The following is a 14,000-nucleotide window of genomic DNA, read 5'->3' as shown; positions in this document are numbered from 1 at the left end:
GGTTATCATCCTCGCACAACCCGTTACTGCTCCTTCCGACGTTCTACAAAGGCTCAATCAACAACAGCCGGCTCAAGATCGGAAAATGACGATCGTGCCTGGCTCGGGTCCCGACGCGACTGCTGGGGCGCCGTTGAATCCAGCGGATAGGGACAAAGCCCGCCGGATACAGGATCTGCTCGAACAGGTCGAAGTGAGCCGTGGAGCTCAAGCGGGTACCGTCAAGGCGACGTCCACAAAGGGAGCGACGATCAATCTCCAGCACGATCTGACGAAAATTCGAAACAACTTTCAGGCCGTAACTGATGCCCCGTTTGGATCCGCGCTGTCCGAGATCACGATCGGCCCGGAAAAGACGGTCGCCAACACTCCCGCGAACGTAGAGTACAGGTCAACGGACCGGGCAAATGGGGTGGAGCGGATCGTTTCGATAAAGTCGAAGAACAGCGTGGCAGCGAACGCTTTTCGTTCAGGCCAGCAGCCTGTGACTCTCAAGGTCGAAAATGCCGGCTTGATTGCCTCTCAGATCCCGAGCAATGAACCGCTGCTTCCTGTAAAGGTTCAGGTCGGAGATCAGACACGAGAGCTAAAAGTTGGCGACGTCAGCCGCTTTGGTTCATTCGACGTGACAGTTCTTGCAAGCTCGAATCGCTCAGCCAAACAGACGTATGAAGGACAGCCCTATGTCCTGCGGCTGCAGGTGATGCCTGTACAATAAATATCGCCTGCGTCCTTCGCGGCTGCGCGTGTTTGAGCTTCTGTAGCATCTTGAGCATTGCGCCCTTGGCATACCAGGAGAAACGGCTCCGATCTTTGCCAAGACCACCGATTTCGCAGCGGAGTTCCTCTTTGGCAATCAGACCGAACGTGCACGCTCCGCGCTGGATTGTATCATCGACGCGAAAACGAACGCTTACAAGTTCGAGAGGAGTGCCGGGCGATCCTATGGGAGACAAGGCGAACCAAGGCTGGAGCGATGCGTCGTTGCCAAGGCTGCGGGGACGATTGAGAGCCCCGGGTTCGGCTTGGATGACCGCGGCGTTCTTGTCGTGCTCGCGCTCTGCTTCTCCTAGCGCCGCCTGTGCTCCTACTATTGCTTTCTCGCGCCGTTCGCGTTGCTTCTCCCTGGCGGCTTCGTCGCGCTGGCGCTCGGTACCGCGGGTCTCCACCGCCGAATCCGGTGACTCTTATTTTACCGGGTTTTGCGCGCGTCGCGGTCAGACAGCGGAGAGGGAGGGATTCGAACCCCCGCGGCCGCAAGCTGTCCCAGATAGTTGCAAGTTTTGGGTTCTATTTCGACGCCCATCGGGCGAGCGATGATTGCCTCGCCGGGGTCCATGTTCTGGCACGCCGGCTTCCTCGGACTGGCCGGACGGGACTTGCGGCCTTGCTCGAAAGTGCACGCGCTCCCCGGTGCGGACTATGGGCGGAGGGAGCGCCCTTCGCTAGTCGAGGACTATTGAAAGCGCGCGGTTACCGATGGAACCCCGGCGACGAAAGTGGACGCCGATCCTGGTACATCGATGTCGCCGGCGCCGCTCGCGGTATCCCTCCGGCGGCGGCCGCCTTGTGTAGTTTGAGAGGCAGCCCGAGGATTTGACCTTAAGTCTAGCTTTAAGGTCACGTGGCGAATGCAGGTCAATGTGTTGGGCGCCGAGCGTCGGCGGCGATGGAGTTACGACGAGAAGGTCCGCCTTGTCGAAGAGACCTTGCAGGCGGGCGAGACGGTCTGTGGCGTCGCGCGCCGGCACGGGGTGGCTCACAGCCTGCTGTTCACTTGGCGTCGACAGGCGCGCCAGGGTCGACTGGGCGGGGATTCCGTGCCAGCTCTCGTTCCCGTCGAGATCACGCCGGTGGCGGCTCCGATCTCGAGCGATGCGCCACAACCGGCGTCCTCACCGCCTGCGCCGCGTGCAAGCGCTGGAATCATCGAGATCGAGCTTGGCGGCGGCTGTCGCGTTCGCGTTGACCGGGACGTCGACAGCGAGGCGCTGCAGCGGGTTCTTGAGCTCCTGCGACGACGATGATCCCGATTCCGAGCGGCGTCAGGGTTTGGATCGCCACTGGCCACACCGACATGCGTCGCGGCATGCAAAGCCTGGCGCTTACGGTTCAGGAGAGCTTGAAGCGCGATCCCCATGCCGGCGATCTCTACATCTTCCGGGGCCGCCGCGGCGATCTGGTCAAGATCCTCTGGCATGACGGGTTAGGCATGTCGCTCTATGCCAAGCGCCTCGACCGTGGCAAGTTCATCTGGCCCGCGGCGTCAGCCGGCGCGGTATCGATCTCGGCGGCGCAGATGGCCTATATGCTGGAAGGGATCGACTGGCGGAATCCGCAACTAAGCTGGCGGCCGCAAAGCGCAGGCTGAGCGAAGAAATCTGCGGTTGCCGCCATTTGGGGGAGTCCCATCGCGTCCGATCTGTGATTCACTGCGTCGCATGGATGCCGACCGCGACGCTGTTCCGGATGACGTTGCCGCCCTGAAGGAGGCGCTGGCAGCCGAGCGCGCCAAAGGTTTGGAGATCGCCGCCGAGCTCGCGGTCGCCCGCGCGAAAGCGTCGGAAGACGAAGCGCTGATCGCCCAGCAGCAGCTGCAGATCGCCAAGCTGAAGCATCAGATCTATGGGCAACGGTCGGAGCGTTCGGCGCGGCTGATCGAGCAGTTGGCGCTGACGTTCGAAGAGCTGGAAGCCGACGCCACTGAGGACGAGCTCGCGGCGGAACGAGCCGTGGCGAAGACGACGGTGCGCGGATTTACGCGCAAGCGCGCTGAGCGCCAGACCTTCCCCGAGCACCTTCCCCGGGAGCGGGTGGTGATCGACGGGCCTACGGCTTGTGAATGCTGCGGCAGCAATCGCCTTCGCAAGCTCGGCGAGGACGTGACGCGGACGCTGGAAGTGGTGCCGCGCCAGTGGAAGGTGATCGAGACGGTCCGGGAGAAGTTCTCCTGCCGCGATTGCGAGAAGATCAGCCAGCCGCCGGCGCCGTTCCATGCCATCGCCCGGGGATGGGCCGGCCCGAGCCTCCTGGCCATGATCACGTTCGAGAAGTTCGGCCAGCATCAGCCGCTCAACCGCCAGGCCGAGCGCTACGCCCTGGAAGGCGTGCCGATCGCGCTGTCGACCATGGCCGATGCCATGGGGGCGGTCTGTGCCTCGCTGGATCCCCTGCTGCGCCTGGTGGAAGCCCATGTGATGGCGGCCGAGCGCCTTCATGCTGACGATACGACGGTGCCGGTGCTGGCCAAGGGCAAGACCGACACGGGACGGTGCTGGATCTACGTCCGGGACGACCGGCCGTTTGGGGGCGCAGGCCCACCAGCAGCGATGTTCTACTACTCGCGCGACCGCAAGGGCGAACATCCCCAAGGGCATCTGGCCCGATATGCCGGCATCCTGCAGGCCGACGCCTATGACGGCTACAACCAGCTCTATCTGGCCGGGCGGCAGCCCGGACCGATCCGGGAGGCTGCCTGCTGGTCGCATGGAAGGCGCCCGTTCTTTGCCATGGCCGATATCGAAGAGAATGCGCGGCGCAAGGGCGCCGGCAAGAAGGAAATCCCGCTCTCTCCGATCGCGATCGAGGTCGTGCGGCGGATCGATGCGCTGTTCGAGATCGAACGCTCCATCAACGGCAGGAGCCCCGAGGGGCGCCTTCAGGTGCGACAGACGCTGAGCCGGCCTCTGGTCGGGGACCTTCAGGTCTATATGCGCGAACAGCTCGCCAAACTGTCTCGTGGTCACGATCTGGCCAAGGCGTTCAACTATATCCTGAAGCGATGGACGAGCTTCACGCTGTTCCTGGAAGATGGACGCGTGTGTCTCTCTAACAATGCCGCCGAACGGGGCTTGCGAGGCATCGCTCTTGGCCGGAAGTCCTGGCTGTTCTGCGGATCCGATCGCGGAGGGCGGCGCGCCGCGGCCATGTACAGCCTGATCGTCACGGCCAAAATGAACGGCGTCGACCCGCAAGCTTGGCTGGCCGACGTCCTTGCTCGCATCGCCGCCCACCCAGCTCATCGGCTGGACGAGCTTCTGCCCTGGAATTGGACCCCGGCATCAACGTTCTCCGCTCGGGCGGCATGACCACGCACGTCAACAAAGTCCATCACGTCACCACCATCACCCAGGTCGCCAAGGACCTTGGTGAAGACGAAGATTGGCTCCGCGACATCTCGATTGAAATGGAGATCGAGGACGGGGTCATCTGGGTCAATGGCGTCGGAGAAGATGGCGTCAAGGCGTTCACCGACTTCGGAATCGAGAACCTGATCGAGCTTATCAGGTTCTACAAGGAAAACCCCCGACTGCTGAAGCGGTGATCCTGCGGCCTACGCCGAATGGATACCGCTCGCGAGGACGAGCAGCGCTTTCTGCGCACGGAGGTCTTTCGTCGATCGGACATGGACATCCCGGCATACGAAATCAGCGCGTTCGATCGCTACTCGTCACGCGAGCTATCGCTTGCCTCCGCCGCCGCCCCTTCTGGATGTTAGGCGAGCTCATTGAGCGAGCGCGACGGGGATGCAGGCATTCGATCGGTTCCAGTGCGGTGAGCTGCGCATCACTCCCGGCGGAGCGCCGTCGACGACTTACTGCCGTATAACAACGAGCTCTGATGTAGTGCTCAGAAATTGCTGGACCAGCGTCTACTTGGTTCCGTCACCGTTCTTCGTTTCGGACCCACTCCGCTGAACCATACGGTCCAGTTCGCGCCGCAGCACCTGAAGCTCGATCCGAGTTTCCTCAAGCTGAGTTCGCAAGCGCTGAACTTCTTCGGTAGGCCCCTTCGCACCTATGGCGTCCACCGCGGTCCGAAGGTCCTTCACATCGTCCTGTGCTCTTTTGGCATCGGCCCCCGCTTGCGTCGCAGCGATTGAAACCGTCGACGCAAGGTTCACGGCGGCGATCACGTTCGCCTTCACCGACTCGAAGAACGAGAACAAGCCGATGACAAGGCCCGCAACCGCCAACAGGCCACCTCCGACGAAGATCCTATTCGTCCGTTCCGCTCTTGTCGCCGCATCTACAGCATCCTTCGCCTGAGAGCGGGCTTCCGCGACGACTCCGGGGATCGAACTCCGGATCGGCCGATTCTTGCTCGCGCGGTCAAAGTAGTACTCAGGTGGCTGATCGTTCTTGCGCGCCTCCATGGCCTCGAACTTTTCGACGACCGGATGGGTGACAACCCCCTGTGTGGCTTCGTGCGAGGTCTTCGTGAATTCCATCCATATCAGGCCCTCGTCGCCACGAATCGTATACTCGTCCGAGGTGAGATTGTGGAGGGGAATGAGCAGCTTGCCGTGGAATCCTGGATCGACCAGCGGTCCAGTACCGAGCAGAAGACCTCGGTGCACATGGGTTATCCTTAGGTTGAAGCGGACGGCGATGTATTGAGGCAGTCGAAAAGTGATACCGACCTGAACGAAACTAATGGAGTTGGGCGGCAACGTAATCGTGCCGTCCTTCGCAACGGGTTTCGATTTCTTCTTTCCGTTCTCGTCCCAGTAGATGAAACGCCCGCCCGCACTGACTTCGTAGGAGGCAGATTTGAGGTGCCCCTCGGCAAAGGGATGTATCATCCCAGTCTGCCGGACATATGCCTTGACGTGCTCGGACGAGAGCAACGCTCGCGGAATGGAAGGAAATGGATCGATGTCGACGTCCTTCGCCCGGTATCTAGCCGAGCGAGTTTCGGCTACATCTTCGGTACCGGCAAATTCAACCTCTGCCAGGAAGGTCGGCGGGGCGTTCCTTGCCCCTGGAGAAGGATCGCTAGGAGGCGACATTGAAAGCCCTCATGCAGGAATCGGCACTCTTACTGGCGATATCTATAGGCGTCATCGGCGCGACGGTCGTGACATACGTCGGCGCTACCCTGTTGCGCAACGTAAGAGAGGACGTCGAAGCCCTGCTTCGTAGTTTGCCCACCAGAGCGGCGGAAGAAAAGGCCGATGCGCGGGAAGAGAACAGATTGAAGGCGCGCAACGAGCTCCTTATTCTGCTTGCGGTCCGGAGTGCGCCCGGAGCCATACTCAGTCTTTTCGGCTTTGTTCTCCTCTGCTCGCTCTCATCGCGCGTACTCGACATAGCGGCAACTATGCTGCGGGCCCCTTGATTCATTGAGCTGAAATTCCGAAAAGGCGGGATTCCTGGCCGTCAAGGTAGGGCATCGCTACGATCGCGGCTGCTACGCCCGAGGGAGAGCTAGAGCGGACCGAGCAAGCGAACCGACCGGGGCGCACCAGCGATCGAGGTCGTTTCGCTTGCCAAGAACCCTTCACGCGTGGCTATCTCAATCGCCCTCAAACGCAAATGCTGGTTGGCCGTCATGGCTGGCATCGGTTCCTGGGCTGAGACGAAGTTGGCATATATCAGATGAACTACCGTCACGAATTTCACGCGGGCAATCATTCCGAAGTCTTCAAACATGCCTTGCTTTGCGCGCTGATCGACCGACTTCAGTTGAAGCCGAAGCCGATTTGCGTCATCGACACCCATGCCGGCTCAGGCCTGTACGACCTCGATTCATCCGAGGCTGCCCGCACTGGTGAAGCCGATCGTGGCATCCGGCTTGTCTATCCGAAGCGGACGCGAGCCCTGCAGCGATATCTCGGGATCGTCGAACACTTCAATCCGGATCGACTAAAGCTTTACCCTGGTTCACCGGCGATCATTCGCCATCTCTTGCGCGACGACGATCGCCTAGTCGCATGCGAATCGGAAGCCGGACCGGCCGCACGGCTAAAGGAGCTCGTGGAAGGCGATAGCCGTGTCGCGGTCCATCAGCGGGACGGCTTCGCCGCGGTGCACGCCTTCGTTCCACCAAAGGAGAGGCGCGGCCTCGTATTTCTTGACCCACCGTTCGAGAATCCGAACGAACTCGCGCTCGCAGCGGAAGCGCTTAATGCCGGAATCCGCAAATGGCCTACGGGCGTCTACGCTCTATGGTACCCTATCAAAGGACGCAGCCAAATCGCCCACGTCAAAAAACTCATTTCCGAGGATGTCCCGACGCTCTGCGTCGAGTTTCTAGCCTATGCTAAGAGCCAGGAAGGGTTGACCGGAAGCGGGGTGGTGATCTTCAATCCGCCTTGGCAATACGAAAAGGACGTTCACGCTATATGTAAGGCTCTCCTGCCGATCTTTGAGGAAAGCGGCTCGGGATATTCCACTGAATGGTGGGTCAGGCCTCGCTAGGCTAGTTCATCCGGCTCTCGGCGCACTCGCCGGAGCTTATCGCGTGAATGGCTGCCATCACATTGCGCCAACGTATGGCAGACGGCACATCCCGTCGATCCACGCAGCTTTCCGCGCGCCGGTCGAGTTCCGCTAGAGCTTCGTCCGCGCCAAAGCGCTCAATCAGCCTGGCGGCCCTCCGCCACGTTGTGGAGGTCAATTGATGATACAGACCTTGGTCGAACGAGGTATTCTCCTCGATCACATCCATAGCCACGGTCATCTGGCCAAATGAGGCGGTCAACAGCCTTCGGACTATCATGGGATCAATATAGCGCTTTGGCGCCAAGATCCAAGCCGGCGGTGAGCGGAAGTCGCCCATATGGGCCGCTTCGATCAGCGGCCTTTCCCCTTCGAAGGAGCCCTTCTGGGTCGCTTCTTCGGAGGGGAATTCAATTTCTGAATTTGCGCATCTTGCTCGTTCAGACGCGCGTTTAGCTTTTCGTTTGCGTCTTTCAATTCGACCATTTTTTCCGTCAAGTTTCTGTTGTCCGTCGACAATGTCGTGAGCTTTTCGGCCATTCCCTTCGCGTCCGTCGAAACCGACGCTATCAGCGATTGGGAATTCTGCACCATCGACGCGAACTGTTGGCCGATTTGATATAGCGCGAACGCGATGGGCACCCCGGCGACAACAGCAGCTACAAGTCCTATATTGCGAAGATCTCTTGCACTTTTCTCGGCCTTGCGGGCGGAATCAGCAGACTTTGCGATCGCGTCGGGAATCGAGCTGCGAATCGGATTTCCAGCGTTAGCTTTGCGCAAGTATTTGTCGGGATCCAGATATCGCTTATCAGGCGGGAAGCCCTTGAACTTTCGCACATCTCGTTGGGCGGCCAGATCGTCTCCGATCTCCGGTTGATAGCCAAAAGTTGTCTTGGTGAACTCAATCCATATTAGAGCTTCATTCGTATCGATGGCGTAGGGATCTGACGTAAGATTATGGAGGGGTATCAAAAGCTTTCCGTGAAATCCGGGATCAACCAAGGGACCAGTACCGAGTAGCAGGCCACGATGGACATGCGTGATCCTCAGATTGAACCGGATCGCAATGTAGTTCGGCAGCCTGAAGATCGGCTCGACTTGAGCGAACACGATGGAGTTTGCCTCTAGAACTAAAGGCGTCCCCCTTTTGACGACCTTTGTTCGTCTCCGTCCGTTTCCGTCCCACCAGATAACTTCTCCGCCTATGAACACTTCATAGGATGCAGACTTGAGCTGTTTCTCCGTAAACGGCCACATCATTCCCGTAACGCGGGCGTAGTCTGCTATTTCGAAAGAGGAAAGCAACGCGCGGGGTACGCTCGGAAACGGATCCATATTCTCGAACCTGACAGCACGAGCTTTGGCGTCGTCGTCATCCTTTGGTAAATTCGCTAAGTCCATTACTGACTGTTTTCTCGAGAAGAGGCTCCGAAACCAGATGCAAAACCGATACGTCGGCGATGTCGGAGATTTTGCGAAGTACGCCCTACTGAGAGCGATCGCCCGGGAAACCAAGCTTCGAATCGCAGTCATATGGTACTTGTATTCGGATGAAGACCACAATGCAGACGGGAGACACTTAGGCTATCTCCGCGATGGGGCTCTTGCACAGCTCGATCCAAGCCTCCATGCGGCTCTGGCGCGCCTTATTCACAAGGGAAAAAGAAGCGTTCGCTCCGTTGCCGCCGCAGGCATTTTGCCTCCTGACACTTCGTTCTTCGCAAACTCGGTTTCCGACCGCCGCGGCGATAAGCGCCTGAGCCGAACGCAGCGAGCGTTGTTCAGGGCTGCCTGGCTCAAAAAGGCCCTCGCAAGCGCGGAAGGCCATCAGCTGGTCTTTCTAGATCCCGACAACGGACTTGAAACGGCATCGGTACAACGGCATTCGCCGAAAAGTGGGAAGTACGTCTTTTGGAACGAGGTCGCAGAATTCTGGAGCGCGGGGCATTCACTGGTCATCTACCACCACCTCAACCGGACAGCGACGGTCGCTCGTCAAGCAGACGTCTTGAAGGCAAAATTCCGCGAGCGCTTTCCCGACGCCCCACTCCTACGATACTTCCTTGCGCGTCGCGGATCGTGTCGGCATTTTTGGATCGTGGCTCAGGAAGAACATGCCCCCGCGCTCGCCCAATCGATCGAACGAATTTCTCAGACGAGCTTGAGAGAGTGTTTGGAATTAGGGTGAGTCCGGCCATCCCTCTCGAAGTCCGATCTTGACTCCAACGAATCTGGACCGAACCCGACCATCGTCACCATTGCTCCAATCTGCGACTCGACGCGCGCTAAAAACTCTCGAGCAAGCCGACTTCGCTCACCACGCGCAACCGCTGGGTCGACATAATCGAGGTGATTGAGCACGATCGAAGTCGGTTGGTTGGCTGCGATCGCCCTTCGCACGACGTCGACCTCAAAGCGGCCAATACGCCGGATTTTTTTGGTCGCGGTCGTGAGCTCCTTGTAGTCCTCTGCAAGTCCCGCCTCGGCAGCGAGATCCTTCCAGCTCATCTCGTCTTCGAGGGGACCAGAATCACCTGCCACCCTAATCGGGTGCGCCCGGAGCACGAGGACGATCTCATCGACGTCGAACGGGCTCAGACCAGCTTCCGAGACAAAGGCAGCCGCCGTCGTATCCCGGCTCGTCGCTTTAGGGTAAAATCCTCCGTGAAGCACCGATAGCCCGAACCCCTGCGATCCTTCGATGACGACGCGCTGTCCCTTCGCTAGAAAGTCACGCATCAGCTGAGCCGTATCAGCGATATAAGGCCCTAATCTTGGTTCATTCCTCGCCAGACGAACGGTTGATGCCCGACCAATGCGGCGCACGAGAGCCGCTCCTGTTCCCGATCCCGTCGAACCGATTCGATCGACGAGCCCGTTCGATCTCTCCGTTTCGCGATCCTCCGCGGAGATCAAGCTCGCAAGCGGGCTGACCTTCACGCGGTCCGGTCCCAAACCAAGTTCAGCGACTTCCCTCTCGAATATGTCGACGTCTACAAGCGCTCCAGGCGGAAGCACCGCGATACTGTCTTTCGAGAAGACCGATGCCGGCAACTGACGGAAAGAGCGCGGCTCGCCACGTCCATCGATGATCGTATGCCCCGAGTTGGTCCCGCCTACGCGGACGACACACCGAGCACCTTTCTCGCGAGCGATCGCGAGTGCGACCTTGCCCTTTCCTTCCGACCCGTACTGGCCGCCTACTACTACTGAGACAGGCATTTGCCGCTCTTCGAGATCTCCAAAAGGACCTGGTTCAGCGACTGCTTCAACTCCGACAAGCTTCCCTCATTCGTCAGATGTATCTGGGCCAGCTTCGCGAGTGGCCCGATGCCGGCCTCGACCGGCTGGCTGTCCGCCGACTCGAACGAAACAGCGGCATCTTCCGCATACCTTGCGCGTCGGACCACATCCGAGGCCGAAATATGGAGATGGACAAAACGAGATCCGAAGGTCTCCCTGAAATAGGCCCGATCCTCAGGGAAGCGCAGCCCATCGATCACGATCAGGCTCTGAGCCCCTACGCGCTGAAGTACTCGCTCGCAGAGCCATCTCTGGCCCTTCTCGCGATGGATCCGCTCGCCAAACTGCTGACGCGTCGCACGATCAGGCGTCTCTCCCGCGTTAAGAATCTCATCGTCGATGACCAGACTAAATCGCGTGTAAGCTAAGCCCTGTTCTTCCAACATGCGCGCAGCGGTGGTCTTCCCAGAGCAGATTCTTCCGCTTATGCCAACGACGAGAGGAGCGTGTGCAGTGTCTGTCAGCTTTGGCACGATCAAGGCACCTTCAGTCGGGCCGCTGAGTGCTTCGTATTTGCCGGCGAGGAAAAATGAGCCCACCAATGCCGCCGTGATGGCATCGAGCTCGTCATGCGTCACCTCTTCCGAAACATACGGTCCGCAGATACCGAAGTCGGACAGCCCTCGTTTCAGATATTCGATTCCGGCACCCTTGCGCGGAATGGCCATGATGTCCTGAGCGGCACCCGGATAGCTTTCAATAACCGGGATACCTTCACTCCGGATCCTAGCCGCCAGCAGCATTCCACGGCTGGTGAGCCCCTGCATACTCGGCAACAGCGCAGGGTAGACGTTGACACCGCGCCGCTTCAGCTCGCGTTCGCACTTGCGCATGATGCCATACTGTTGTCGACCTGGGTCGTCATCAGTCACCACGGTCCGTCCGAACGGAAGCGAAAGTGGGGAGTCGATAGAAACCAGATCCGGCTTGAGGGCGATGATCCGACTTACCATTTCCTCGTCGGCATGAACGGTAAGTGTTTCGGCGACAGCACCTTCCAGAACGCACCATCCGGAGCCGCGCTTCTCCGAACCGGTCAGATCGATGCCGACGATCCGGGCGTGCTCGGCGGGAGTAGCAGAGAAGATCGACGCGAAGCTGCGGAAAGCCACACAGGGCTGGAGCGCTCGGTCGGAAATCGTCGGGGCGGGTTGACCGAAAATATGCCGGGCGATCTCCTCGAAAGCCTGAGGCTGAAGCCAGAAATCGCGCTGCAGGTTGAGCCGAGCCATCACTATGTCCAGGATAGCCGCCATCCCGAGCACGTCGCTTCGATTGTACAGGACGAGCTTTTGCAGCGCCGGCAAGCTTCCGCGCAGATAGTCGTGCCAGAGAAGCACGGCCGCAGCGCCGTCGACGTCTTCGAGATCGCTGCGGAAGTCGATCTGGAGCTCTCTCTCGATACTCTTCTGCCCGCCAGCCAATCCCACCCGACGCGAGAGATAGCGCAGGTCGACATGAATCCCGGGAAGTACCAGCTCCCCGAAGGTCTTCTGGAGAAATCGAAGGTCGAAAAGCGTGCCGTTGAACGTGACCAGGACGGTAGCTGATGCAAGATCCTGCAGCAGCGGCGTCGGATCTTCACCCCTCACCAAAACCTTGTACGCGCCGTCTATCGCCCAACCGATGATGGTAATCTCATCGTAGAACCAGCTCAGACCCGTAGTCTCGACGTCCAGGAACAGAACTCGAGCATCCCGGGAGAGGATCGGAGACAAATTGACGTCCAGGAGGGCACTTTTGCGGGCAGATTGCACCGCTCGCGTCCGCGAGGTCGGCGGGCTGCCCCCCTCCGCATCGAATAGTGAAAACAAGATGTCGCTCCGCCCTCACGCGCGCCGCAACGCGACTTGGTCGAAGTTATCCCCAAACCTTCTTTGCCGAAAGCCGCTTTCCGGATCCCACTCTTGGAACCCGCTAAAGCTCCACAGAAGATTGGAATCCTTTCGAAAGCGCTGGATACGATTCTCCAAAATCCCGTCGCGTTCGGCCTTCCTATCCGGGATTTGCGTGCGCCGCGAGCCCGGATCTGCGCAATCCGCAAAAAATATCGAACCAAGGACCGCACCCAAACCCAGGCGCCTTATAACACATTGAAATAACAGAACTTTCAATAGAGGATCGATAAATTCATTCAGAAGCCGAGGCGACTGAATAATGATCTCTCGTCGGGCAAAAACAGGCGATCCCCCCACCCTATCGTCTTCGCTCTCGGTTTCTTCGATCCGTCAGCGGAGATGATCGAAAGCTCTCCCTCGTCACGAAGGATGACGAGTTGCTTTTGAAGAATTTCAGAAGTTATGGGCGTGTCGTTGCAGTTTCCTGCGAACAGCTCCTCCACAAGGAGACCACGCCCCTCCCTCGTCGCCGAATGGATCATGGGCGGCAACTGTTCCAGGACGGCGGTTTCCGAACGCCTTCTAGCGTCGTCGTCAAACATGAAAGTAAGCATGCCTTGGCGAATATCCTTAGACGGATCAAAACCAAGGGCATGGAAGCCAGCACCACCATGATGCTGGAAATGGTTGTTGAGCCGCCAATGCAGCTTTCCCATTTCGTCTCTCGCCTGTCGGTGCTTGGACAGATGCAACAGCCAATATGATCGATGGGCGTCGACAGAGTGAATGAAGAAGGGAGTATAAAAGGGTGCTCCGGCGCGGTCGCGGATATGGCGGTAAAGGCCGTTCTGAATCAGATAGCGCCAACCGTCGCCATCGCGGAGACCGGTCAATGCGCGCACGTCCTCTCTGTCGAGTTCGATGTTAAGCAGAGCCTGAGTCTCCCCTGTCTTTTCCGAGAGGAAATCGATCAGAGCATCGACTGCGAATGTCAGCAGAATCTCGGGCTTTTCGAGCGAGTTCAGGATATCTCGCATGGTCCTCAGAGCGACATCGCTCCAACCATACTGATCCAGGAAGAACAGAGAACGATGCGCGGTGCCCTTGCTGCGGATATGGGCTACAACGTCGGGGAGCGCTTCCTGGAAGGGTGCCTGTCGAACGAAGATATCCCGCCCAAGTCTCGGACCATATCCGCGCTTGCGAAGCAAATCGTTGAGAAAGTCGATGTGATGACGCTTCTCGTCGATGAAAAAGAAGTCGACTCTCAGATCGAAGCCTTTCGCACGCGCCGCCCCAAGAGCCTCATCCACCGCTTCTACTGCTTTCAGGAGCCGCAGCGGCGATCCATCCACCTCGGTCGATCCCAATCGATACAAGCCGCCGCCGCAGAAGCCGTCGACAATGGTCAGGTTGAGCATCGTCTGACTCGGCGTCCGCGTGACACGATCGATGTAGACCTTTACGTAGTGCTCAAAAATTTCGTGCTTAGCGAGGCTATGCTCTCCCAGAATGGGAGGGCGCCGACCAAGCTTCCAGTCGTACTTTCCGCTCATCTTGTCGACATTTTCCCAGGAAATTTCGGAAGATGAGCCTAATCGATTCGCTTTTGGCGTGCCGAACAGCAATCCAG

The 14,000-nt window shown here is 58.9% G+C and carries 14 protein-coding genes; 8 read left to right on the top strand and 6 right to left on the bottom strand.

Going from position 1 to position 14,000, the window contains the following annotated elements:
- Positions 1–85 precede the first annotated feature (85 nt).
- The 5 genes from BI327_RS36285 (at position 86) to BI327_RS36265 (ending at position 4,324) form a co-directional block, all read left to right on the top strand.
- Complete coding sequence (locus tag BI327_RS36285; RefSeq protein ID WP_076866174.1) at positions 86–718, top strand: hypothetical protein; 633 nt, start codon at positions 86–88, stop codon at positions 716–718.
- A 913-nt stretch (positions 719–1,631) separates the two neighbouring features.
- On the top strand, positions 1,632–2,027 hold the full coding sequence (gene tnpA / locus BI327_RS43845; protein WP_076866173.1) for an IS66-like element accessory protein TnpA: 396 nt from the start codon (positions 1,632–1,634) through the stop codon (positions 2,025–2,027).
- Positions 2,024–2,371: an IS66 family insertion sequence element accessory protein TnpB gene (tnpB, locus tag BI327_RS36275; RefSeq protein ID WP_063676405.1), complete on the top strand. Its 348-nt coding sequence runs from the start codon at positions 2,024–2,026 to the stop codon at positions 2,369–2,371. Before tnpA ends, tnpB begins: the two co-directional genes overlap by 4 nt.
- Before the next feature lie 70 nt (positions 2,372–2,441).
- Positions 2,442–4,088: an IS66 family transposase gene (gene tnpC, locus BI327_RS36270; RefSeq protein WP_076866172.1), complete on the top strand. Its 1,647-nt coding sequence runs from the start codon at positions 2,442–2,444 to the stop codon at positions 4,086–4,088.
- The gene (locus BI327_RS36265; RefSeq protein WP_076866171.1) at positions 4,085–4,324 is read left to right on the top strand and encodes a hypothetical protein; all 240 of its coding nucleotides are present in this window, start codon (positions 4,085–4,087) and stop codon (positions 4,322–4,324) included. Before tnpC ends, BI327_RS36265 begins: the two co-directional genes overlap by 4 nt.
- A 327-nt stretch (positions 4,325–4,651) precedes the next feature.
- On the opposite strand, the gene BI327_RS36260 is transcribed toward BI327_RS36265, so the two are convergent.
- Entirely contained in the window at positions 4,652–5,791 is a 1,140-nt protein-coding gene (locus BI327_RS36260; RefSeq protein WP_143271766.1) for a dCTP deaminase domain-containing protein, read from the bottom strand.
- Between BI327_RS36260 and BI327_RS36255 the strand changes: the two genes are divergently transcribed.
- Positions 5,791–6,120, top strand: coding sequence for a hypothetical protein (locus BI327_RS36255; RefSeq protein ID WP_143271765.1), 330 nt, complete (start codon positions 5,791–5,793; stop codon positions 6,118–6,120). The genes BI327_RS36260 and BI327_RS36255 overlap by 1 nt on opposite strands.
- A gap of 260 nt (positions 6,121–6,380) precedes the next feature.
- Positions 6,381–7,202, top strand: a complete 822-nt coding sequence (locus BI327_RS36250) for a 23S rRNA (adenine(2030)-N(6))-methyltransferase RlmJ (protein ID WP_076866168.1) — start codon at positions 6,381–6,383, stop codon at positions 7,200–7,202.
- A 1-nt stretch (position 7,203) separates the two neighbouring features.
- Here the strand turns inward: BI327_RS36250 and BI327_RS36245 are convergent, their stop codons facing one another.
- Both BI327_RS36245 and BI327_RS36240 read right to left on the bottom strand, forming a co-directional pair.
- Positions 7,204–7,563 carry a hypothetical protein gene (locus BI327_RS36245; protein ID WP_076866167.1) on the bottom strand — a complete coding sequence of 120 codons (360 nt, stop codon included), beginning with the start codon at positions 7,561–7,563 and terminating at the stop codon, positions 7,204–7,206.
- Between the two features lie 14 nt (positions 7,564–7,577).
- Positions 7,578–8,627, bottom strand: a complete 1,050-nt coding sequence (locus BI327_RS36240; RefSeq protein WP_076866166.1) for a dCTP deaminase domain-containing protein — start codon at positions 8,625–8,627, stop codon at positions 7,578–7,580.
- A 37-nt stretch (positions 8,628–8,664) separates the two neighbouring features.
- Here BI327_RS36240 and BI327_RS42075 point away from each other — a divergent pair, with 37 nt between their 5' ends.
- Positions 8,665–9,414, top strand: a complete 750-nt coding sequence (locus BI327_RS42075; RefSeq protein ID WP_143271764.1) for a hypothetical protein — start codon at positions 8,665–8,667, stop codon at positions 9,412–9,414.
- Here the strand turns inward: BI327_RS42075 and BI327_RS36230 are convergent.
- The 3 genes from BI327_RS36230 to BI327_RS36220 all read right to left on the bottom strand — a co-directional run bounded on the left by BI327_RS36230 (position 9,378) and on the right by BI327_RS36220 (position 13,995).
- Positions 9,378–10,448 (bottom strand): adenylosuccinate synthetase, encoded by a 1,071-nt coding sequence (locus BI327_RS36230; RefSeq protein WP_076866164.1) that lies wholly within the window; start codon positions 10,446–10,448, stop codon positions 9,378–9,380. The genes BI327_RS42075 and BI327_RS36230 overlap by 37 nt on opposite strands.
- Positions 10,433–12,343 (bottom strand): ribonuclease H-like domain-containing protein, encoded by a 1,911-nt coding sequence (locus tag BI327_RS36225; protein WP_076866163.1) that lies wholly within the window; start codon positions 12,341–12,343, stop codon positions 10,433–10,435. The genes BI327_RS36230 and BI327_RS36225 overlap by 16 nt, the downstream gene beginning before the upstream one ends.
- Before the next feature lie 320 nt (positions 12,344–12,663).
- A complete protein-coding gene (locus BI327_RS36220) occupies positions 12,664–13,995 on the bottom strand; it encodes a three-Cys-motif partner protein TcmP (protein WP_143271763.1) in 1,332 nt (443 codons plus the stop codon).
- Positions 13,996–14,000 lie beyond the last annotated feature (5 nt).

Source organism: Bradyrhizobium mercantei (assembly GCF_001982635.1).
Classification (GTDB): Bacteria; Pseudomonadota; Alphaproteobacteria; order Rhizobiales; family Xanthobacteraceae; genus Bradyrhizobium; species Bradyrhizobium mercantei.
Note: the sequence above shows the minus strand (reverse complement) of the source record. Positions and strands in the feature narration are given on the sequence as shown.